At 39.8% G+C, this 21,752-nt stretch carries 24 protein-coding genes; 12 read left to right on the top strand and 12 right to left on the bottom strand.

Going from position 1 to position 21,752, the window contains the following annotated elements:
* Window positions 1-260: 260 nt before the first annotated feature.
* Entirely contained in the window at window positions 261-620 is a 360-nt protein-coding gene (locus NSTC731_RS12980; RefSeq protein WP_445631165.1) for a helix-turn-helix domain-containing protein, read from the bottom strand.
* Window position 621: 1 nt separating this feature from the next.
* Here NSTC731_RS12980 and NSTC731_RS12975 point away from each other — a divergent pair, with 1 nt between their 5' ends.
* The 7 genes from NSTC731_RS12975 to NSTC731_RS12945 all read left to right on the top strand — a co-directional run bounded on the left by NSTC731_RS12975 (window position 622) and on the right by NSTC731_RS12945 (window position 5,587).
* A complete protein-coding gene (locus tag NSTC731_RS12975; protein WP_445631164.1) occupies window positions 622-1,035 on the top strand; it encodes a hypothetical protein in 414 nt (137 codons plus the stop codon).
* A gap of 2 nt (window positions 1,036-1,037) precedes the next feature.
* The gene (locus tag NSTC731_RS12970) at window positions 1,038-1,763 is read left to right on the top strand and encodes a hypothetical protein (protein ID WP_445631163.1); all 726 of its coding nucleotides are present in this window, start codon (window positions 1,038-1,040) and stop codon (window positions 1,761-1,763) included.
* Window positions 1,764-1,931: 168 nt separating this feature from the next.
* On the top strand, window positions 1,932-2,612 hold the full coding sequence (locus tag NSTC731_RS12965; protein ID WP_445631162.1) for a hypothetical protein: 681 nt from the start codon (window positions 1,932-1,934) through the stop codon (window positions 2,610-2,612).
* Window positions 2,613-2,681: 69 nt separating this feature from the next.
* Window positions 2,682-3,239 (top strand): hypothetical protein, encoded by a 558-nt coding sequence (locus tag NSTC731_RS12960; protein WP_445631161.1) that lies wholly within the window; start codon window positions 2,682-2,684, stop codon window positions 3,237-3,239.
* 1 nt (window position 3,240) lies between these two features.
* The gene (locus tag NSTC731_RS12955) at window positions 3,241-3,483 is read left to right on the top strand and encodes a hypothetical protein (RefSeq protein WP_445631160.1); all 243 of its coding nucleotides are present in this window, start codon (window positions 3,241-3,243) and stop codon (window positions 3,481-3,483) included.
* Between the two features lie 3 nt (window positions 3,484-3,486).
* Window positions 3,487-4,929 (top strand): ATP-binding protein, encoded by a 1,443-nt coding sequence (locus NSTC731_RS12950; protein WP_445631159.1) that lies wholly within the window; start codon window positions 3,487-3,489, stop codon window positions 4,927-4,929.
* A gap of 211 nt (window positions 4,930-5,140) precedes the next feature.
* Complete coding sequence (locus tag NSTC731_RS12945; protein ID WP_445631158.1) at window positions 5,141-5,587, top strand: hypothetical protein; 447 nt, start codon at window positions 5,141-5,143, stop codon at window positions 5,585-5,587.
* A gap of 65 nt (window positions 5,588-5,652) precedes the next feature.
* On the opposite strand, the gene NSTC731_RS12940 is transcribed toward NSTC731_RS12945, so the two are convergent.
* Window positions 5,653-6,312 carry a hypothetical protein gene (locus NSTC731_RS12940; protein ID WP_445631157.1) on the bottom strand — a complete coding sequence of 220 codons (660 nt, stop codon included), beginning with the start codon at window positions 6,310-6,312 and terminating at the stop codon, window positions 5,653-5,655.
* A 192-nt stretch (window positions 6,313-6,504) separates the two neighbouring features.
* Here NSTC731_RS12940 and NSTC731_RS12935 point away from each other — a divergent pair, with 192 nt between their 5' ends.
* Window positions 6,505-7,194 carry a recombinase family protein gene (locus NSTC731_RS12935; RefSeq protein ID WP_445631156.1) on the top strand — a complete coding sequence of 230 codons (690 nt, stop codon included), beginning with the start codon at window positions 6,505-6,507 and terminating at the stop codon, window positions 7,192-7,194.
* Window positions 7,195-7,366: 172 nt separating this feature from the next.
* On the opposite strand, the gene NSTC731_RS12930 is transcribed toward NSTC731_RS12935, so the two are convergent.
* From NSTC731_RS12930 to NSTC731_RS12920, 3 genes are all read right to left on the bottom strand, one after another.
* Window positions 7,367-7,789 carry a hypothetical protein gene (locus tag NSTC731_RS12930; RefSeq protein ID WP_445631155.1) on the bottom strand — a complete coding sequence of 141 codons (423 nt, stop codon included), beginning with the start codon at window positions 7,787-7,789 and terminating at the stop codon, window positions 7,367-7,369.
* 114 nt (window positions 7,790-7,903) lie between these two features.
* The gene (locus NSTC731_RS12925) at window positions 7,904-8,272 is read right to left on the bottom strand and encodes a hypothetical protein (RefSeq protein ID WP_445631154.1); all 369 of its coding nucleotides are present in this window, start codon (window positions 8,270-8,272) and stop codon (window positions 7,904-7,906) included.
* Entirely contained in the window at window positions 8,272-8,697 is a 426-nt protein-coding gene (locus tag NSTC731_RS12920) for a hypothetical protein (protein WP_445631153.1), read from the bottom strand. The genes NSTC731_RS12925 and NSTC731_RS12920 overlap by 1 nt, the downstream gene beginning before the upstream one ends.
* A 200-nt stretch (window positions 8,698-8,897) precedes the next feature.
* Between NSTC731_RS12920 and NSTC731_RS12915 the strand changes: the two genes are divergently transcribed.
* Both NSTC731_RS12915 and NSTC731_RS12910 read left to right on the top strand, forming a co-directional pair.
* Entirely contained in the window at window positions 8,898-9,776 is an 879-nt protein-coding gene (locus NSTC731_RS12915; protein ID WP_445631152.1) for an HNH endonuclease, read from the top strand.
* 47 nt (window positions 9,777-9,823) lie between these two features.
* Entirely contained in the window at window positions 9,824-10,495 is a 672-nt protein-coding gene (locus NSTC731_RS12910) for a tyrosine-type recombinase/integrase (RefSeq protein ID WP_445631151.1), read from the top strand.
* A gap of 337 nt (window positions 10,496-10,832) precedes the next feature.
* Here the strand turns inward: NSTC731_RS12910 and NSTC731_RS12905 are convergent, their stop codons facing one another.
* The 7 genes from NSTC731_RS12905 to NSTC731_RS12875 form a co-directional block, all read right to left on the bottom strand.
* Window positions 10,833-11,138, bottom strand: coding sequence for a GTPase (locus NSTC731_RS12905; protein ID WP_445631150.1), 306 nt, complete (start codon window positions 11,136-11,138; stop codon window positions 10,833-10,835).
* 189 nt (window positions 11,139-11,327) lie between these two features.
* Window positions 11,328-11,738: a hypothetical protein gene (locus NSTC731_RS12900; RefSeq protein WP_445631149.1), complete on the bottom strand. Its 411-nt coding sequence runs from the start codon at window positions 11,736-11,738 to the stop codon at window positions 11,328-11,330.
* A 105-nt stretch (window positions 11,739-11,843) separates the two neighbouring features.
* Window positions 11,844-15,404, bottom strand: a complete 3,561-nt coding sequence (locus tag NSTC731_RS12895) for a plasmid replication protein, CyRepA1 family (RefSeq protein WP_445631148.1) — start codon at window positions 15,402-15,404, stop codon at window positions 11,844-11,846.
* A gap of 243 nt (window positions 15,405-15,647) precedes the next feature.
* Entirely contained in the window at window positions 15,648-15,821 is a 174-nt protein-coding gene (locus NSTC731_RS12890; RefSeq protein ID WP_445631147.1) for a hypothetical protein, read from the bottom strand.
* 405 nt (window positions 15,822-16,226) lie between these two features.
* Window positions 16,227-17,104, bottom strand: a protein-coding gene (locus NSTC731_RS12885; RefSeq protein WP_445626187.1) for an IS630 family transposase whose coding sequence is annotated in 2 segments (ribosomal slippage) — window positions 16,227-16,772 and window positions 16,775-17,104 — 876 coding nt in all. Because the reading frame shifts where the segments join, the coding sequence is not laid out codon by codon here.
* 35 nt (window positions 17,105-17,139) lie between these two features.
* Window positions 17,140-18,273: a site-specific integrase gene (locus NSTC731_RS12880; RefSeq protein WP_445631146.1), complete on the bottom strand. Its 1,134-nt coding sequence runs from the start codon at window positions 18,271-18,273 to the stop codon at window positions 17,140-17,142.
* 427 nt (window positions 18,274-18,700) lie between these two features.
* Complete coding sequence (locus NSTC731_RS12875; RefSeq protein WP_445631145.1) at window positions 18,701-19,291, bottom strand: chromophore lyase CpcT/CpeT; 591 nt, start codon at window positions 19,289-19,291, stop codon at window positions 18,701-18,703.
* Window positions 19,292-19,657: 366 nt separating this feature from the next.
* On the opposite strand from NSTC731_RS12875, the gene NSTC731_RS12870 reads away from it, so the two are divergent.
* Both NSTC731_RS12870 and NSTC731_RS12865 read left to right on the top strand, forming a co-directional pair.
* The gene (locus NSTC731_RS12870; RefSeq protein ID WP_445632078.1) at window positions 19,658-20,884 is read left to right on the top strand and encodes a tetratricopeptide repeat protein; all 1,227 of its coding nucleotides are present in this window, start codon (window positions 19,658-19,660) and stop codon (window positions 20,882-20,884) included.
* A 64-nt stretch (window positions 20,885-20,948) separates the two neighbouring features.
* Window positions 20,949-21,749 carry a Uma2 family endonuclease gene (locus NSTC731_RS12865; RefSeq protein WP_445631144.1) on the top strand — a complete coding sequence of 267 codons (801 nt, stop codon included), beginning with the start codon at window positions 20,949-20,951 and terminating at the stop codon, window positions 21,747-21,749.
* Window positions 21,750-21,752 lie beyond the last annotated feature (3 nt).

Below are 21,752 nucleotides of genomic sequence, written 5' to 3'. Positions count from 1 at the left end.
GCGATCGCACTTTGGCATAACTAGCAAAAATCCCCCCATTTTTATCTCAAAAATAACCTTGCAAATATATTTCACAGCCTGAAATGTAATCAGAATAAGGGTCGCAGTTGTCGCAGGACAATTAAGTTTCATAAAAATTGACATAGGCGACACCCTAAACGAGGTGAAAAGGTGCGATCGCACCTCTGGAAGTATTGATTTCTCGTTGTCGCAGGCGCAGCGTTGCAACTTAGGTTTCATAAAAAATCTACATATATATTTCAATCCTCAAAGTTTACGCCAAGGTCAACGCCGAGGGTCGCTTCGATTCTGCGAATCATCTCTTCACTTACAGATGAGTAAATCTGCTCGTTTTCAAGCTGATACCAATAGGGGCGAGAGATGCCAGACTCCCTACATATCTGGGATAGAGAGCGTTTATCTCCCTCCCTGGCTTTTTTAATTTTTTCCCCTAGACCGGGGAAAGTTTTGACCACTTCAACAGTGCGCTTTACCTGCATCAATAGCGACATAATTTTGACCCAATAGTTGATTCTATTGTATGTTGTCGCTATATGGTTGTTTGTTGTCTGCCAATAGTATACAATATTTTTGAGATGAACTTCATCTGTACCAATCAAAATGCAAGCCAAGGAACAGAAAGACTATTACAGACAAGCATTTGAGGCAATTTCAGGTGAACTGTCGCCTAGACGGTGGAGACAAATTAAGGGGGAGATAGAGAATTCTGGGCTGGTTATTAACTTAAAAAATATCCAAACCTATGCAATTCTCAAAGTAAAAAACCCACGAACAGTTATCACTAAGTCAGCACTAAAAACATTTAATCGCTTTCAAGATAACTACTCTAATTGTCAGGATTTGACAGGGGAATTAATTTTATCTATTCTTCGGGAAATTAAACCCCATGTGACAGACAGAATGCTGCTAAATGCTTTCTACAAAGCACGTATCCGATTTTGCAAACACCAAGTTTACACTTTCCAAGAAGCATCCAAAGTTGTTTTTTTAACTGCAATATCAAGGAATAAATAGCCATGAGCAAAGAATTGAAGAACAAAGTCGATTCTATCCGCCGCACCCTGAAGAATAATGCTCTAGAAGTGTCAGGAACAGCTATTGAGATGAAAATTTTAGAGCTGTATCCAAACTACGAAACTGACTGGAACAGCGACACTCGCACAGAAGTAATCAAGGCTATCACTAAAGACCATCAATCAACTGAAATAGTAAATGTGATCATGCCCACCACAGTACAACTAGCTACCCCACATCAAGAGGCTGAAACCAAAACAGAGCAAGAAACAGAGGACGACGGAGTGCAAATGATCGCCCCTCTGGAAGAGGACAATAACAAAGATGCGATCGCATCTGATGAAATTGATTATTCGGATGCAGACAAACGAGCGCTCACAGTACAGAAGTCTCAGAAATTGGGTATAACATTGAGCGATACTGAGATTAATTTAATTGCTGACAGTATTGAGCAATGTGGCGAAAGTTTGGACGAATTACTTAATGGGATTCAATCAGCATTAGTTGCTTATATCAATCATAAAACTAGCCAGAATACTGAAAAGATTGATAGTGCTTTGGATGCTGTAGTTGATTATGCAGAGCAGAAATTCAATGATAATTCACAGCATTTATCTAACAGATTAATCAAGCTAGGTAATGAAATGGAGGCGGTAGCTACACGAAACAAAAGCCAAATCAAAAGCATCTTATCAAGGCTTGCAGTCCCCACCGATAAAGCAGGATAACGTATTAGTAATTTCATTTAATCCTCGTAAAGCTGCATCACTAATCCTCATAGGTGTAATCGTTCTTCTGTCATTCTTAACTTTTGATAATTGGAGATTCAGCCAAGGAAGGTTAAAAGAAAGGCAGTTTAGAGATTTTACTAATCCAGTAGAGAAGGAGTATTTCAAATGGTAAAAGATTCAAGTTCGCTACAGCTAAAAAACCATATCACTCCAAAGACAAGAAAATTAAATCAAGTTTTAAAGACTAAATTTGGTGTGACTTTAGATGATTTTACATCTGCAATGATGGGAGATGTTGTTAAGGTTCAGAAGATTGGAGAATTGGCACGACAAGGCAGGCTATCAGCAGAGTTTGCCCCTAAACTAGCCCAAGCATATCAAGAGATAATCAATGGCTCTACTGCCTACAATAAAGCTATTTCCGAAGTTTTAGTAAATGCTGGCAAGAGTGCTATTGAGATAGATAAAGCTGTGATCAATGCAACCTTAGCTAATACCCAATATGGACACAAACGGAGTGAGTTAGCTGCTGAACTGGTTAATGCTCGAAATGCAGAAAACCAGCGTCATAATTACCAGATGAATTACACCCAAATTAAAGGTTATATCGATGCTTACCTTGTAGGAGTTGAGCAGAGAACAACCATATTAGAGCAGAGTAATCGCCCTCAGCTAAAACAGATAGACGCTGATGAGGCATATCAAACGAAGGTAATTAATCATGTACTCGCTGATGGAGATAACAGCAGAGTTGACTTAATTCCTCAAAAAAACTATCAGCCAAGGACTATCAAACAATTCTTGTTTGACAAGTTCTCAGCCGTACAATCTGCTCTTGGATTCTAAGCATTGAAAAAGCCCAAGTGAACTGCAAGATTCACTTGGGTAACATGATAATCATCTTACTTAAATTATATGCCTGAACAGCTTGATGAATATCTAGATGATGACAACTCTAGTAGTGGGATTGCTCCAGAAACAGCAAGATATTTGGCACACCACGAGCAAAAGCTGTATGAGGAAATCAAAACTCGTAAACGCTTTGAGGCAGGATTATTATTTATCTGCTGTCAGGTTGGGAGTGCTTCTCTAGCTTGGTTACTATTCAGTTTACAAACTACTTTAATAATTATCCAAGTATGCGGATTTGCAACCGCAATGTTACCTGGATTAATTGATTTATCAGATAGTTTTGCTTTTGAATTCTCAAGCGAACGGTGGGAAGTGAAGCAAGCAAAGCCAATGCAGACAATTAGCAAGCTAGCTTTAGGTAGTGCCGTTGGGTGGACTTCTACCAAAAGAATATCGGAAGAAGTATTTAAAACTCACGAACAGATTAAAGCTACTTACACAGAGATTCGGGAATCTCAAAATCCTAAAAATCGCTTTGAGTTAAATCAACAAGACTTTTTAATTATTGGTGCTTTAGCTATTTTTTTAATAATAGGTTTGTTCAGTTTAAATAAAAAATAAAATGCGTAATACTCCTTTGGCGGGAATCCTGGGATTAATCACTTTTATATTTGCTGTTAACTCATTCTTTCTTGATGCTACGTCTACGGCTCAAAATCTAGCTTTATTTTACAAATGGTCAAAAACATCAGGTATTGACCAATCAATAAGCGATTTTCTGACTCAACTTAAATTATTATTTTATGCTTATGGTTTTTATTTTTTGTTAGCAATACTTGCTTTTGTAGTTTATCGAAGAGATTAAGCCATGCAAGAGATAGAGCAGTTCAATCAAAAATTAAAATCACAGCGCAGGACTGCCACATTTTTTGTAGGGAGTTTAGTTGTTGCTGGCTTATCTCTGACTCTGCCACTGTGGAATGATTCAGTAAAATGGGAAGAAACACTATACTGTTTTCAGCAAACTAAAAAACCGTGTAAAGAAGAAAATTTTAAGCGTGGTGTTAGCTGGATAATAGAAAGCGAGAGGCGTAACTTTTTGTTCAACGAGAGTATTAAAATTATTCGCATTCTCCCCCCAGAGGATAACACAGCAATGCTGTATGGAATGCTTGGAACAAGTGCATTACTAGCAGCGTGGGGAGTATCAAAAAACTTAACCAATAAACAGGAAGAGGCAATCCATAGTCAATTCTCAATGCTCAAAATTAAAGCAATTGAGAACGACATTATTGCTGGCAATCATTTGGATTTAACCAAATTCTCAAAAGCCCAACAAAGCGAGATAACCAAAAGTGCGATCGCACGTCACACCAGCGAAACAATTGACCAGATGAAAAGCCCTGGTGAATTGGCTATGGATGAGATAAACGGACGACTGCAAGGGGAAATTGCACTTAAAAGCCATGAGCTAAATTTGAGTGAATTAGATAAACAGATTGCAGATAATCGGCTGACCACTGCCGAAGCGACAAAGAAATTAGACAAACTTCAAGGCGAAAAAGTAAATGATAAATCTGACAGCCACACATCCTCTAGTCAACAATTAAAAAACAATATTGTTGATGCTCTGAAAAATCATGAGGATGGATGGCTATGGAAGGTTATCGACAATCAAAAACCTATTTGGGTACTTGGTGAGGCGGGAAGCGGTAAATCAACTCTAGCAGCGTCTATTGTGATGCTCAGACAATACCTATTTGATATGCCCTTGTACCAACTTATAGACGCTCATGCAGGAGACAATTTAAGGAAGGCATGGAAGTATTTAAATCCCCAGTTTGTTGCTCAGAGCGAAGAAGAAATAAGCGGAGCTTTTGATGATGCACGGGAGCGTTGGCTGGATAGAATTAATAATCAAGTTGACAAGAAACAGCAGCAATTATTAGTTGATGAATTCACCAACTATTCTGATTCTGACATTACAAAACAACCTGCTAGAAAGTTTGTGAAAGCCTCTCTCAGTGACCCCAGGAAGGCAGAGGAACGGCTTGTGTGTATTGCCCACTTTTTCACCAATACTGCAACGGGTGGGGACAGTGGTAGCGCTAAAGGTAGGGCTAGGGGAACAATTCAAATCGACCGCAAAACAGCAGACGGTAAGATACCTCTAGATATGGCAGTAATTAACGGGTTGAACAACTTTGAGGGTGATGCAGAAGTCGACAAGAAAGTAAAAATTCCTGGCTGGTTGGCACCAAAGAATATTAATGACCACTTTAATGGTAAAACTATAAATTTTGATAGTTAGCAGAAGTGCGATCGCGGTTAAGTGCTATCTTCTCCTTAGAGATATATGTGTTAAGTATTTTTAAGCTCATAATTTTATTTGTTATACCCTATTATGATGTAGTCGGATTTGCTTCCTACTTGCTTCGTAAACATTCTTTATTGCGTATTTTCTAGCAATCATGGGAAGGAAGCAGAGTTTAATTTGTTATGCCAAAATCAAGAAGCACAAAATGGAAGATAGATATTTAGAGAGCCTAACTCATTATCTCGATGAAATAAAAGATAGTATTTCTGAGGATTTTGCAACATTAGAGTTTACGGATGGTAGACATCCTAGAGAACAAATAGAATATATTGACTTGAGTGAAATACAACCTGAAATAACTTCTATTGAAATTCATGATGCTTCTGTATTTGCTCATACTAACGACTCAGTTACTTATAATGCAAATGCCATCATATTTTTCAGCATCCCTTTTAGTTCTCCTGACTTAGATACAGGATATTACGATCATGATGCAGGAGAAATTAGATATATAAAGATAAACCGTGGTAAGAGCAAGCCTCAAATTTGTATAATTCCTGTAGAAATTGTTCTTAACTTTGAAGATGGTGAAGTGGTAGAAATAGAATCTGTTAGCCTAGACAATCCTAATGCAATCCCAGTTGATTTTTAGTCAAAAAATGCGATCGCACCCACGCAACATAAGGAAGCTGGCTTGAAGATATGCTAGCTTTTTTATTATTTATGTTCCTTCTCTAAAGCTCGAATTAAATCTCGCCTTGCATCGCTATGTGGAAGCCAATCATTAGGGTTGGGGTACATCTCTAAAATTTTATTTTTTATAATTGTTTGACTGATTTCTATGCCCTTACCTTTAAAAGTATTTTGAATACTGGTTGCGATACTTTTTAGTTTTTTGGGAGATATTTTTTTCCCTGTCGGAGCAGAAACTACATTCTCTTCTGTTGCTTCAGGCGCGATCGCATCTTCTTTGTCCTGGAGCAGAGACAAAACCACATCTTGAGTTGTTACTTCGGCAGTGACCGGGGTGGGGGATTGCTTTTCTTGAGCTTGTTCAATCCCTAGAAGCCTATTTTCATGGTCGCTTAGAGCATTCACCAAGTGATGTATACGTTTGTCTACGATATCGTTTACAAAATCTGAGAGCTGCTCACGAGTGATGATAGCCCCGTTTAGCCTTTCCTCTAAGCTTTCTACTCTATCCTTTATCTCATGAGTGTCTACGGCGTTTACAGTGGTGTCCGGCTGCACTCCTATAAGACTTCTGAGCAGCCTTAGCGCAGTTTGCCCCAGGCTACTATCTTCTGGCTGCTGAAATGATTCTATTGCAGTTATTTCAGCCTCGCTCACCCGGAATGATAATACTTTTTTCTCCATGTTGCTTATTGTCGTATACGGCACGTATACAAATAGTATACGCTATTTTGTTAATAAGCGTATACCCATCTAATAAGTATCTAGACTATGTTTACAGCCGTATACACAGTATACAAAATTCATGAAATCTTGTCTTCTGAGGCTTTTGTAGTGCCCTATAGTGGTCTAAGGGCGTAAGGATACTACAAAAGCATGGCTACAGCAAGAAAATCAAAAGTAATCGATACAAACACGGTGGTAATTTATTGCAGGGTAAGCACTGACCAACAAGAAAAATCAGGGCTAGGATTAGAAGCTCAATTAGACTTGTGCCGTCAAGTAGCCCAACAATTAAATCTAGAAATTATTGGAGAATTTGAGGAGACAGTAAGTGGAAAAGTAGACCCAAAAGAACGCCCTATTTTCTGCCAAGCCGTGACACTAGCACAAATGAATGGATCGAAGATTTTAGTAGCTAAACTAGACCGCTTCAGCCGTGAAATGTATCATGTCAGCGGCTTCACTCAAAAATATATGTGGGGAAAAGAAACGCCAGATTTATTAATAGCTTCATCGCCTAGAATGAGTCAAATGGAAATTTATATTTGGGCAATGCTAGCTGAACAAGAAAGAAAGCAAATAGGTGAGCGTACCCGTGCAGCCTTGGCAGTGAAAAAAGCACAAGGGGCACAACTAGGCAAGGCAGGGAGAACGGCTTCTGTAGCGAAAGCAAGGGCAAATTCAGACAATGCGATCACACTTGCGAAACAACTGCGAAGTGAGGGATTGGGCTATTCCAAAATCGCTGATAGGCTGAACGAATTGGGGCTGACTACCTCAAAGGGTGGTCAATGGTATGCCGCTAACATTCGCCAAAGATTGATGAATATTGGAATTAATTAATAAAAGCAATTAACTACTATAAATATGCGGTCTAAATAAGTGCGATCGCATTTCCTCTTGTTGATAGTTGAGAGGATGCGATCGCACTTTGGGATTTAGGGAATTGCTAGGCTTTTAGACTGGCATGGATGCCAGAATAGACCCGTCAGGATGCCCTAGAATGCCATTGATTTTACTTGGCAGCATGAATCATCGATTGTAAAATCTGCCATGCAGAATTGAAAATTTTTACCTCATAATCATTAGCAGGCTGCCAGAGAATTGGTTGCTTGCCTTTGATTTTTTGGGCATTTTCAAAAATCACTGAATTGATAAATCCGTAAGCCCAAATGTTGCCTGACTTGGAGCAATAATTTAAGTAGCCTCCTCCAATGATGTAGCCGCGTTTCGCATCTTCGGGCGACATATCCAAATATTGAAAAGCATAATCTGATGCTGTTGACAATCCTGAATGAAAAAATACCCATCCACGGTAATTCGTGGATCTACGGCGATATTCTTCGCGTTTCTGACCTAGTGCCAAAGCATAGGCGAAGGGGCTATGACAAGTCATAGCCCTCACAGTTTGAGGGCATTCATTTGATAGAATGGACATGATTTTAATTTTCCAAAAAAAGCATAAGCCAGCGCTGTTACAGAGCGCTGGCTTTTCTAATAATACCATCTTTAAATAGTCTTTACAATGCCTTTAAGTATTGTACCACAAGCCTTACAGCGATTGCAAGGTGTCCTCGTTCTCTGGCTTTACGGTATCATTAATTGCCTCTTTGCGTTCTATGTCTGCTGAGGTCACGGACACTTCTACAGATTCAAGATTGGACGCATTAAACACTTTGGAATAAAGACCGTGCTTAAAAGCATTTCTAGATACTATCTTCTTGCCCAGATTTGTTATCGCTCCCGTCGAATAAAGCCAAGGTTTAGTAGTTTTTATTCGTTGCCTTGCTTCTTCTGCCCTCTCATGATTCCATCCAGTTTTATAGTTTTTTTGTTGATGCTGTGGGGCGACTTCAGGATTAATTAAGTCCCAAAGCTTTTGCAGTTTCTCAGCATCAAATTCTTTTTCATCTTCAGACATTATTCTACTCCTTGGAAACGTAGCAAAATGCTGTCGATGGAGTCGCCTTTTTTTACCATTTTTAGTATCTGTTCGTGCGTTTGGGGTGCTGGTGCTGCTGGTAGCTTTTGAGTTTGGTTTTCGTAGAGTTGACTTGGGAACTGTTTACCCATTTCTTGAATAGTTTCATTCAAAAAATCTTCACCGCGCAAGGCGAATTGTTCCTTAATTTGTTCGGGTGTCAGTTCTTGGGATTGAAACTTAGATATGGCAGCAGGCTGAGAAGTTTCCTGTTGCAATGGTTTTTTAAATTGCTTTTCTGTGTCTTTTTTAAGCCACGCAATATCTGCGTTCATTTGCTCAATGCGGTCAGCAATCTCACGGGATAATTTGTTGATTTCGTAGAAGTTCATAGATGTTTTAAATATTATTTGGGTAGCTACCATTTATAATTCCCTGTTTTGGGGGAACAAACTGATAGAATTGGGGTTTTTATTTATGAGGTTCGTTTCCCGAAGGGGGGGGTCAGCGATAATCATGGGGTTGAAATCCAGAAACGGGGGGTAAACGGGGAGAGATATAGTTGCGTTTATTTTTGGGAAGTATCTATTTACCGACGAATAAGAGAAAAAGGGGAGCGCAACCGATGCAAGAATTTAATCAGCTAAGAGATGCTCATGAACGTTGGACACATGGGACTGGTAAAGCTAAGTTTAATCAAATGTTAAAGAAAAGAAAAAAAGTTATTCTGAAAGATTTCGATGGAGTAGCTGCTTATCAAAAGATCGAACCTCAAGATCATGGTATTAAAAAAGCTTTACTCAAACGACCTCTTCTTGCAGATACGTCAGTAATTCTCCAAAAATTAATAGTAGAAATTCTCCACACAACAACAGAGGAAAATGTAAAAGAACTGATACTCACAGCGATGAAACAAATTCAGTGGGAGACAGAGCTTTTTACCAAACAACTAGAGAGACATATTGTAGAAGCGAAAATAAAAGATTATAGAAAGCTAACCGAAGCAGAAAGGGTAAAAATTAAGCAAAGAGACGGGTATGCTTGCCTATGTTGTGGAGCTAATATCGAAAGTAAATTAGAAATCAGATATATAAAACCGTTGCGTTTGGGGGGTAAAATCTCTATAGAAAACTCACAAACTCTGTGTGTAATTTGCGATAAATATAAGGGCAATAATGAAATTGATTTTCGATGTAATACAACAAAATTGAGGTTGCCAAAAAATATTGATTTATCATTTATCTCTGAAAAGTCAAACTCCATAAGGACTCTAACAAGAGTAGTTAACTCGTTCTACAATTGCAAAGCAGTTTACAAAATTAAAGTTAATTGGAAAATATTCACTTGTACTTACAATATATATTTATACCCTGATAATAATCCTGAATGGTTGCTGCAACATAAAGCGGAACTTTTCAATTTTAGTCGGATTAAGTTTGGTTGTTATATCCACAATATTGAGGTTATTACAATTGATAAATGTAGCGAAAGAAACGATTATTAACCTCGGTCGAGCAATTCTGACTAATAGGTGTAAAATCGTTGTAGGCTGTGGATCACAGGGTCTACAGTCTGGCAACGAAAGTCAATCGGCACGGACGCGCCAAAGTTCTCACACAGTCAGAGATACAGCTAATCTTCAGCGATGGCTTAGACAATAACCGCGATCGCACTTTGTTCGGTGTCTGCCTATTCAGTGCTTGCCGTATCCGTGAATGCTGCACCCTGTTGACTCAAGACATTTACACACCCAAGGGCAATGTCAGACCCCGGCTGATTATCAGAAAAGCAAACACTAAGGGGAAGCTGGCTACTCGCTCCATACCAGTGATTGAAGACCTACGGCAGTTATTGGGTGAATACTACCCACTGGCCGGAAAGAGTTATCTGTTTCCCGGTCGCAGTGATGGACACATCAGCGAAGACTCAGCCGCTAGGATTTTGAGAGGAGCTTGCAAACAAGCTGGGATAATTGGCGTGTCTACCCATAGCTTTAGAAGGTCTGCATTAAGCCAGATGAGTAACGCTGGCATACCTTTGAGAGTTATTCAGGAAATCTCAAGGCATCGGAATTTAGAACAGTTGCAGAGATACTTGGAAGTGAGCGATGAGCAGGTGTTAGGGGCGGCGGCGAGTTTGGCTATGTTATCACCTGTGGCTAGAAGTGGTGTAGAGATAGCAATTGATGAAAAAGTAGAAATTGACGCAGATTATCCCCGTTAGGTGTAGACCGACAGATTATTTATCTTCCTATCTTTGTTAAATTCAAATTCGCAGATTTTGCTAAAGCTTTTAACTATTATTCTGCAAAATAAAAACACTTTACCAAGTCTTTTTTTATTTTTCAATGTAATTACTGAGGATTATAACCCTTTTTGTTAGGATATTTAAATTATAAGAACTCATAGATATACAGTATATTTATGAGTTCTTATAACTGTAAATTTTGGAAAGTTCATTACATTAATGAAAACTTTAGACTTTATACCTGTCGCCAGACCTCCAACAAAAAAAGATTTTTTAAGTAGACAAGACTTTGCTTCTCGTTTGTTAAAACATCTTATAAGTGAGGGACTGTTTCACCGACACCAGGTAAATCAACTAGTTTGATATTTCCTGAACCCAGACGTACTGAATATTCCTGAGCTTTTCGTGTACAACTCTCAACGTGACTGACAGGTGCAACATCTTTTCCAAAAAGAGCATTACAGAGACTTGACTTACCTACACCTGTTTTACCCATAATGCCAATTTTCGGCTCATAATTAAACGTTTCAGAAATAAAAGATTTGATTTTTTCTGCTTGTTCTGGCAGTAGTTGGTTAAGCTGACTGAATGCGCCAAGTAGATTTACCTGCATATTCATGATAAAGTACACCATTTTAGAGAAGGACTAGGTGTAGTATTCCCAAAACCTAGTTCACTATCGAAACCCATACATCTGATAAAAATGTCGGGAAATATGGATTAAACGACATCCAGGTAAAACAGGTACAGGGCAGGGATTAAGAGCGTACTACACGGCTGAAAAAACGACCCTGCACATATTGCAGGATCAATATGCCACTGTGTTGCCTGACTTCTTTTCCTTCCAGCTATCACTCATATCCAGCAAAGAATTAAAATTATTGACCGCGTAGCTGGGAAGCTTAGAGCAACAAAAAGATAATCCTTTTTGACCTCCAGCTATTTTTATCAATCTCCCCAATTGAATCAATCGTTGCCGTGATTTCGCATCTATCCTTGTCGATTTTTTATCTTCTGGATAGATTTCTAAGAGTTCGTCCAGCCAGAAGATTAATGATAAAGCGCTGCCATAGTTGATTCTTAATTTTTGAGCGATATCTTTGGCATATTGAATTGATGATTGGTCATTTGTTAGGACATCTCTCTTTTCAAAAAGTTGCCCCATTTCTTTTACTAATTGTTGCTCTTGCCGTACCAAGATTAATTCATCAGTATCCATTGTTTTTATCCTTTTATTATTATTATTCCTTGGCAGGAAGGCAACAAGAATTAGGGGACACTCCGATCCGAGGAAGTGCGATCGCGTTTTCTGCCCCCTCGGTTGCTAATCATCATCCTGGTAGCTATATATGTCGTGGTAATCGCTATAGTCTTTGTGGTCTTTTTGACGTGCTATTTGATACTCATCCCACCCATCTAAAACTAGTGTTAGTTGCTCGTAATTTTCGCTGTCCACACCCCTTGTATTGCTTGTTTTTTCTTGGGGAAGATTTTCTATCTTAGAATGGCTGTAATTATTACAGCGTAAGGTTTCTAGCATCTGTCCACACCCCCTGCGATAATTACCCTTCACTAGAAGATCAAGGGGGTCTGGACAGATTTGTTTAGTCTCGTTTTTAGCTATTTGATGAGCTACGAATTTCTGTGCAAAATCCCATGATGCTTGCATTATTTTTTTTACTTTTATTCGCTTACCATTTACTGAGGGCTTCTCCTCGTTGAGTTTCAATCCCAGCATTCCATAAAGATAAGCAATCACTTGCCCGTCGCTTGCTTTCTCAAAGTTGTACCCAGTAGCCTGCTTGATTGGCTCAATGTACTTTCTCACCTTATCAATTAGTGGCTGATAGTCTTCTGGATAATATTCTTTGTTAGGGTCAAGGTAGTTTTTGAATTCCAAAAATTCCCACAGCTTACGCTCACGAAGTTGCCATTTTATATCTTTTGGAAAGCGCTCATTACATTCAGGAATGTCAGGGCGTAGTTTCTGCTGCCTATTCTCAATATAAGTATCACTGGAGGCAATATCAGCAGTTTCTTGATAGAAATTTCGATAGAATCTTCTCATCGAATTCTCAAGCCCGTTTCGATGATTCATAAATGCGATCGCATCTAATCCAATTAGCTCCTCACCCGTAGGAATTTTAGTTGATGCCTCAGCTATTAATTCATCTCCAAAAGTATCTCTCAGATGGTGCTTAGTTAATTGCTGCCTCTCCTCCAGTGTCAGATTTTCGCCAGAATTACTCTTATCACTAAGTTGCTGTACTTCGTGAAATGATAAATTTTTCGCATCAGATATTTGCAATATTTCTTGTAGTTTGAGTTGCCCTGCAATTTCTTTCAGAGAATCACTAATACCACTAGCATCTACACCAAAGTTCGTTTCGATTACTTTGTAGCCATCATCAATTAATTTTTGTTTATACCAATACCGTAGCCGTCGCATTTCGAGATTTTTTAGTGCAGAATTCTGGCAGAATAGTTGCCAGTGTGGTGAGTGCCACTCCTGCTTCATGGGATTATATTCAGTCTGATAAGTTAGCAAGATTTTATTTCGTGCGTGGTAATTATCCTGATAATATTTATCTACCTCGCTAGGTGTTACTGCCCTGCTAGCCTCGTAATTCATCCCAGAGCTTGCCACCCATATACTAATGTTTTCAGCCCCACGTACCCGTGCAAATCCTTGTGAGCCATTATTAGGGGTCAATATTCCGTTTATGATGCCGTACACACCCTTATAAAATCTGCCGTTGGTCAGAGAGATTCCAGAAATAATTGAAGGGCTGCAAGAAAGAAGCATTGTGTTAGCTGAATTCTCATTAATTCGCTCTACATAATTTTTAATGTCTTCCTGCTCACTGGTATCGCCGTTGATTTCTACAATATATGGGGCTAAATCTGGTCGCTCTTTGCGAATGAATTCAGCAATTGTTTTGCACCCACGGTAGCTATTCTTAAAATCATCCAGCAGGAAGCAGGGCACACGGTTATCAAGGTCTTTTAATAAATTCTTGATTACACTATCTGGCTTGCCGTCCGTTGAAAATTTCAGCGTACCTTTTTTGGGCTTGTAATCATTCACCACCAATTCAATCTTCGCGTTGGGAGGCGCGATCGCACTGATGTAGTCAATCTCTTTTTGGCTGATATCTGCACTCATGTAGGCAGCAGAGCCATCTGTTAGCGTAGCTGCTAAATGTGCCTTGTGATTAGCTAATATTAGCGGTCTGATGCCGTCTTTGTTGCAAAGTGAGTCAAAAGTATAATCAAAGATTTGGTCGCATTCATCAAATAAAAGCAGTGCGTTATCTTGCAGCACTTTAGGATGGAATTTATAGGCAGAATTGGCACAGAATGAGGCTTTGGTTGCTAGAAGATAATTATCTATTTCATTCTTATAAATTAGTCCTAAGTCGTATGCCATTTTAATGGCTAGAGTTACCCGCGTATGCCATGAATATACAGCCTTGTAGCTTGGTATATAAGGCTGCAATCCCTCTGTTTTACCCGTGCCCTTAGCACTCAATACTATTGATATCTTACCTTTTTCAAGGTTTAAATCCTGTGGGGATAGCTTCTCTTTATTAATGCGAGTAATTGTTATCCCCATTTGGGTTATCTTCTCAAAATCAAACCCTTCTAGTTGCCTGTGGATTATTTTTTCAGCTTCAAATTGTGGATTATCTTGGGCTATCTGTTCAGGTGATTTTTTATTAGGGAATACCACCCCGTTAATTTTAGCTAATTCAATTAGGCTTTTATAAATGTCCTTGTTACAGCAATCATTAAAGCACTGGAATTTACCATTGTGGCGGTTTACTGTTAGCGAGGTTGTGCTACTTCCGTTATGTACTGGGCATTTAGCCTCAAGCCAGTCGTTGTTTTTCTCCCGATACCCTTCACAATATTGAATTAAATTTCGTGCATCATAAGGGTTATTTACATCATCAGATCCTACCGCGTAGCTACCATCATATTGCTTTTCAGTTTTCTGTTTCTTGCTGCTTTCTTCCTGCTCTTTAGCTACTAATTTAGGAAGCAAATCGAGCAACCATTGAGGCGCGATCGCAATCTCTATATCCTCTGGCGAATTAATCCACTGGTAGCTACCCGTTTCAGGATGCCTTGAAGGTGGTAAGCAAGATTGCATCTTGTTGTACCGGAATTCTAATTGCTCACCGGGATTGGATTTTAAATCATCTGTTTGGTTTACTACGGCTCTAGTGAATTGGGTTAAAAATTCTCTATCTTCTTCTGGGATTTGAAAAGCTATTTGATATCGCCCTGGCTTGCCAGATTTCCAGCTAATAGTTTCTGGTAGCTCCCCATTGCTTAATTTTTCTAATATAGGTTGTGCGCTGCTACCATCAATATCAATTGCAATAATCCCACCGGAGATGTCACCCGTTTTTAATCCAAATCCTGAAGCATAAAGCCTGAATGGTCGCCCTGTTTTTTTGCTAATTTTTAATTCGCCTTCTAGAATTTCTTTTTCAATAAAATCTCTGGTTAAGATGTTCTCATCCTGCCAGTTTTTAAGGTATGGGCGCTTATCTCGTAGCGGTGTTATCTCCCAATTTTCAGGAATAATTTCTAATTCTGCTACAATCTCATCAGCATTATGTATTGGGTTAAAAGCTTGCCACTCAGAGACATCAAAATTATCCTCCTCAAGTTCACTGGTAGCTAAAATAAATTGTTGAGGATGAATTGTGAATCCATGAGCTTCCAGTTGAGAAGCCTTGCTAATAATTCTTTTAGCTATCTCTATATCTCTCTGTTTTTCACTTCCAGACTTGCCGTTTGTGGCATCATTATCTATACTTGAATCAGCAGAAAATAGCTGATTAGTTGAAATTATATTTGAAGTTTTTAACATTGCAATGAGCGATAAGTATTGCGGTTTATCGCCTTTTGCTTTTTCAGTTTTACAAGGATTTTTTATTTTCTCTCTCGTTCTCTTTGCAAATAGCTACTTGAATTGTGATACAATAGCTTTAGTTATTTTTCGTTGATTGATTCCTTGAAAAGCCTGTGCAAAAGGCGGTTGGGGTCGGTCAACTTTTTTTTGTGTGTTTGTAACAATAAAAAAGTTGAGTGGGTGTTTTGTGCGATCGCACCTCTAGGAGGCGAGTTGGTTTCGCTCCATATATTCAAGCAAAGCTGCACGCAACAAGCCGTTAATGGTCGTACCTGCTTTTTTTGCAACAGCTTTTACATCAATATTGGCTGGTTGGCGAAAGCTTAATACTTTGCTGAGGTCTGGGTCGTTGATCGGGGCTGACTTCTGTTTCATAAAAAAGCTCCTTTGTCTGTTTCATTTTAATTCTATGTAGTACAGTATGTCCACTATTTACTAATATTATTTTTCTCTTTTATAAGCTAGTAAAAACATTTTTATTTTGTGGTGTAATTGTTTTGCAAGGCTTTTGACCATCAGTTGCTGTTAATAGTTAATCCTTAAAAGTAGCTGTATTCTTCGCCATTATTGAATAATCTTCTATTCATAATTGCATTTTGATGCCTAAAAATAGGCTGTAAATGTTGCATTCTCTTCCGTGGAGGGTGGTAGAGAGGAGGTGCGATCGCATGACTGCAAATGTTCCTCTACATCAAAAATTCAGGGACACTAATATTAGTCAAGACCCCTGCATAATGTTTAAAAATGACTTCTGGAGAATTATAGCTGTTGCCAGTAGAGTTAGGACACAGCAGATTTGAGAACAGATTCCATAGCTGGTCGTAAATCAGAACAAGAGGATAAGATGTGGCGAATACGACATTTAAGCCAAGCCCAACACTTTTCAATGCGGTTGAGGTCTGGAGAATAAGGCGGCAAATATAATAACTGACAACCTGCCTGCTCAATCAATTGGGCAATACGTCCGCCATGATGAAAGGTGGCATTATCAAGAATAATCACTTGTCCTGGTTGGAGTACAGGAATTAAGCAAGTGGAAACCCAAGTTTCAAAAACTATTCGATTACAAGCTCCTTCCACAGTAAATGGTGCCATCAACTGTTGTTGGCAGTAGGCAGCAATCATATTGACCCGACCCGTTCTGCGTCCTGACTTGAGTGCTTCAAACCTTTGACCTCGTTGACACCAGCCATAACCGTAATCATCCCGTGCATCCATTCCTGATTCATCTATATACACTCGTTGTGACTCTGGAATTAAATCTAATTGCTGGATAAAAATGGCACGTTTAGCCTGATCTCGTTCTCGGTATCCATAAGACTTTTTTTTCGAGACCAACCTATTTTTTTCAACCCTCGTGAAATCGTCCTCGGACTGATCTGACCTGACCATAGCTGTGCCATTTGCACTTGTGTCTTGTCCCCGTGCATTTGAGCAAACTGACTAAACTCCTCCCAATCTATAATTTTGGCGTTTGTTTTCTGGGGACGAGTCGGCTTAGGCTGGTAGTCTCCAGTTTCCGCCTGCCTTTGTAGCCATAGATTTATGGTGTTGCGACTGATTTGGAATACTTGCGCCGCCTCAGTTTTGGTCATGCCATCTAATACGATCGCATTGATTACTTTTTGTCTTAAATCATAACTGTAGGGTTTTGGCATCGACTGTATTTAATTTTCTCTTTTACCTTCTCAGTTTACGTCCTAACAGTCTTGTCCGTTGCTATACCAACCCACCGCGCCACTTGTTGTACTGGGACACCACGCTCTAAGCACTCTGTGATGAACGTGTGCCGAGCGTTGTATGGCGGTCGATATCGTGCTATTTTCCCCTCTTCTACAAGCTGACTAATCACACCTTTGTAGATTTTCTTCCCAGACCTACAGCCTCTCCACACCTGGTTTGTGAACTTACTAGCATCTATCAAGCCACCACGCGGAGATGGGAATACAACGCCGTCATGCGCTAGCTCCTTGGGGCGAATATCCAAGAGTAAATTTTTTAACTGTTCGTTACATGGAAATCGCCTAGATTTATGAGTTTTGGTGTCTTTACGAATTTTGAACCGTGTGTCATAACTTTCAACAATTTGAATCTCCGCACAATCAGTTTTAATGTGGTTCCATTGAAGTGCGATCGCTTCACCAGGACGACACCCAGTCAAGAACAGGAATTTTACAAACGAGACATAGTGCTTGTACTGGTTGTGCGCTTCAAATGCCTGGATGATGCTGTTCATCTCATCCTTATTGAAAGGGTCAATGGCACTAGCAGTCTTACTTTTTGACTGCTTAACATCAGCCGCTAGCCCATCAAAAGGATTAGTGGGTAGCAGATGCGATCGCACAGCCCATCGACAGCAGGCGGATATATATGTGAGGACACGCTTAGTTGTCTCTGAAGAGAATTTAGCCAAAAGATAATCTCTTATCTCTATAGCATTCCGAACATCTTTAGTTGGGAGCGCTCTAATATGGTTAGCGAACTTCCGAACGTAATCCTTTTCGTAAGTTGTTTTAGCTAACTGCGATCGCATAAATTCGCAGTACTTACCCCAAAGCTTGTCTAGGTTCCAAACCCAGTCCTGGGCTTGCAATAAAGGAGAACCCCCAGTCTTATATTTGTTCAAAGTCCAATCTAAAACGCCTTTGGCTATATCCTCTTCTATCGCCCATGCAACGACCTGTGCTTTTTTCTGATTTTCTGCCGTTGAAACTAATCCAGTGCTGAAATATCTGGATGCACCTTTAGCTACACAAGAGGGAAGCCTTATGCGAAAAAAACCACGGAAAGATTCAATACCAACTGTGCCCTTTGACACTCTACTCACAGTAAAACCTCGCAAAAATAATGATAGCTAATAGAAGAGAAACAGCTATCATTCTCTAACGAGGATTTGGTATATCCCTGTAAGAATTTATTGAAAAAGCCTATTTTGCCAAGGTTTGGGACTTACCCCTCACTACCTCTTAGAACTTTTGCAGACCTCTGCCTTACCACTTGGCTATGCCGCCACAGCAAGATTCCCTGACCTACTTTTATATTGCTAAGGTATCTTAGCAGCTATTTAGCAGTCATAGGACACTAGTTAAACCATGATAGCATAGGATTTTGAGGTAGAGATAGTAGGTTAACTGGATGTTTTTGGTAAGCTTTAGGCGATCGCGATAAAATTTCGATTGCAGGTCGATCGCAGCACAAACAAATCTTAGCTGATTAAAGAAAGTTGCAACTCCTCACTCCTCACTCCTAGCTTGTTACACTTTTACTTCTTCGGCAAAACTACCCCAGCGGAGAAAGTGAAATGGGCCAGCGATAGAACCCCAGAGACGTTCATCGGTGTCTAAATCTCTTCCTCGGTCGAGGCTGAAAAATTCTTTAGCGTCAATCTCAAATTCGTTATCTAGATAAGTATTTTTGCCGTCACGAACCACTATGCAGCCTTTACCAGGTTCAACTCTGCCTTTGAAGCTTTTACCTGTCCACTCTACAATCATGTTGCAACCTGGCATTTTTTCCAATTGGTCAAGAGACAATTCTTTGAGGCGTTCGGGTTCGCGAGATGCACCGTAAAATTTCTCTTCTTCTTTAACGGTGTAGTGTTCAATCGCAATGTGGTTTTCTGCCGGAATTAACTTCATTACCCGCATTCGGTAGGGTTGATTGAGCAAAAAATCATAAGCTTGTTCGAGAAACAAACTTACCCCTGAGAACAACTCTAAGGGAAGGGGACGGATACAGACGCGGATATGAGCATAAAAAGGCGGATTTTCAAAAGCTTGTTCTTGATTGCTAAAGTCAGCTGCCATCCAACGGGCTAAGGTGGCGATATCAGTAGAATGAGTCATTACAAAACGATTGACTAGTTACTTAAATACGATCTAGGATTATTTTGACACTCCCCTGACTCAAAAATCCTGGTTGCGATCGCAATTTTTAAATTATATCTAGGATAGATGCTCTGATTGGAGAAAATTAGCCGTTTGAGTACACGTGAAACTTTACATCTTGTACCTAACAACTAGAACTCGTTAAGCATTTATTTTGGCAAAATCCCTACACTATCTTTTCTCTGTGTGCTGAAGCCAGATTGCTCTCAGGTAGGCTTTTCTTGTAAAGCTGGAGAAAAGCTGGAGAATAGTTAGTCAATAATAGGCATGGGGATAATTGTTAATTATCTCATGCAAATCACTCAAGGCAAAGTAAAGGAAGGAATGCTCAAGCACTTAATTGCGATCGCTACTGCTACTATACTCTTTAGCAATTCTTTAACACTGGCAGCGAGTAAACCGCCGAAACCACCCGATAAATTTCCTCCCAGCCCTCTAGAGATTACCACACCCGATCCACTGTCACCGCGATCGCCCAAGGATAAACAGCCGTTAACTCTCCAAGAACGGCAAAAGTTAGAACCAGCGTTAGATGCATTAAATCAAGAAGCGGCGGCGAAACTGCAAGCAGGCGAACAGGTGGCGGCGTTTGAAATTTGGAACCGAGAATTACGTTTGCGGCGCTTTTTAGGTTCATTAGCAGAAGTGCAAGCATTATCACGAGTTGGGGCGATCGCTTGGAAGCTAAACGATGGACAAGAAGTACAATATATTACGGAACGATTGCAAGCAATTCAAAAACAAGCCCAATCTCAGAAAAAAGCTGCTCCAATCGATTTAGAATTGTGGCGATCGCTAGGTGAAGCTTACAAAAATGTGCGATTGTCTAAACTAGCCATAGAAGCTTACAACCAAGTTTTGCTAGTAGTGCGACAACAACAAGACCAGACAGCAGTATTAGAAACCCTCAAAACAATTGGAGAACTGCATTTGAGTTGGTTTGATTATCGCAAAGCTGCACCAATCTATGAGGAATTGTTGAGTTTCGCTACATCCCTTGGCGATCGCGTAAACGAGGTAACATATCTGCAACAGCTGGCTTATATTTACGAGCAGACAAACCAACCGCAGCAGTCATTGAATGTACTTAACAAACTAACAGAAATTTATGCCAATGAAAATAATCTTACGGAAATATTAAAATTAAAGCTAGCGATCGCTTCAGATTACGAATCTCTAGCTAAGAAAGATCCTAACTTACTGCTAGAAGCTTTTAATAATTATCAAGAAGCTTATACCACTGCTTGGCAATTAAAGGAGTACGTTCGGGCTGGTGATGCTTTGCAAAAGTTAATTGCGTTGTATCGTTCCCAAGGACAAACACAGGAGGCTTTGCAGGCTAGCGAAATTCTGGTGCAGATACAGGCGCAAGCTGCCAACTTTTACGGAATGATGCAAGCTTATGACCAAATTGGGCAATTGTATCTAGAACGCAAAGAATTTCCTCAAGCATTAACAGCTTTTCAACAAGGGTTAAAACTGGCGCAACAACTCAAACATGAAGAAGCATACTTTACTGGACAAATTGCAAAACTATCGAAAACAAATTAACTGAAATTTCTGCGATCGCTTAACATAAAAATACCCGCCACGCCTAACCACAAGGTGAAAAGCTATGTCAGAAACCACCCTAGCTGCACCAGATATTCAGCTCCCACCCACCCAGGCAGAATTACCATACGATGACGGTATTCCGATGGAAAGCGCACGACACAAAGCCCAGATGGATTTGCTGATAGATGCTTTGATACCTTGGTTGGAAGAACGAGAGGATGGGTTTATCGGTGGTAATATGTTTGTTTACTACAGTCTGGCCCAAGTGCGAAACAAAGACTTTAAAGGGCCAGACTTTTTTGCTGTGTTGGGAGTCCCGAAAGGAGAACGTCGCAGTTGGGTGGTTTGGGAAGAGGAGAAAGCACCAGATGTAGTCATTGAATTGCTTTCTGACAGCACAGCCCAAGCAGACAAAAATGAGAAAAAGCTGATTTATCAAAATCAAATGCGTGTACCAGAATATTTCTGGTATGACCCTTTTAACCCTGATGATTTTGTTGGTTTCTCTAATGAAAAAGGAGCTTATCAACCTATTATATTCAATGCTCAAAATCAGTTAGTGAGTCAATCTTTAGGGTTAGGATTGCAGTTGTGGCAGGGAAGTTATAAAGGTATTGATGCTACTTGGTTACGCTGGGCAAATTTGGCAGGAGAATTACTACCAACTCCTGAAGAAAAGGAACGCCAAAGAGCAGAACAAGAACGTCAAAGAGCAGAACAAGAACGCCAAAGGGCAGACAAAGCAGAATCGCAGTTATTGCAAACTGCACGCAACTTACTTGAATCTGGGATGACAGTAGAACAGGTAGCGAGATTAACAGGTTTGAATGTATCGGAGATAGACACTGAAAAGGATGTATGATTT

The organism is Nostoc sp. DSM 114167, from assembly GCF_052692655.1.
This window is presented reverse-complemented; position numbering and strand designations above follow the sequence as displayed.